General features: G+C 43.1%; 1 protein-coding gene. It reads left to right on the top strand.

Features of this window, described 5'->3' with window-relative positions; all coding sequences use genetic code 11:
• A partial coding sequence (locus ACYQ2O_RS12610; protein ID WP_459796753.1) for an MBL fold metallo-hydrolase occupies nucleotides 1–524 on the top strand: 524 nt, incomplete at its 5' end.
• Between the last annotated feature and the right edge of the window lie 125 nt (nucleotides 525–649).

The raw sequence follows: 649 nt of genomic DNA, 5'->3' as shown, positions 1-649 counted from the left end.
CGAACATACTCAAAAAATATTCGAATATATCACAGGGCTTTCGAGTTCGCCAAAGCGAACCCTCATCCCTGCCGAGCTATCATCCCACGATTGAAACCGTGGGTTTTCTCGCTCGGAAAACTGATAATGAAGAACCTAAGTTGACGATTGGGCCGTTTGATATCGAACACCTGAAGACTCTTCACCCTGTTCCGTGTTACGCTTTCAGAATTACGGAAAGATCCACCGGTAAAGTACTCGTGTTTACTGCGGATTCAGGATTTATTGAAGACTTTATACCATTCTGTGAATCGGCCGATTATCTTTTAGCAGATAGTAACTTCTATAAAGGTATGGAGAATCACACGGTCCATATGACAGCAAAAGAATGCGGACAGATCGCATCAAAAGCTGGCGTATCGAACCTGATACTTACTCATCTGCCACAAACTGGAAATTGGAGCGATCTGGTTCAGCAGGCGCAGGAAGAGTCTCCGGATACTACAGTCCAGCTCGCTGAAAAAGATAGACACTATAATATTTAACTCAAGTTTCGCACCCTGATCAAACCTTGGAAAGCCTATCGGCTTAAGGTTAATCAACTAAATCAAACAGTGATGTGTGACGGATTGGACTCACTTCCAGCTAAAATTTCTTTAAATGAAGTCGG

This window comes from Alkalibacterium sp. m-11, from assembly GCF_054658155.1.
The sequence above is the reverse complement of the archived record's forward strand: the minus strand, read 5'-3'. Positions and strand labels throughout refer to the sequence as shown.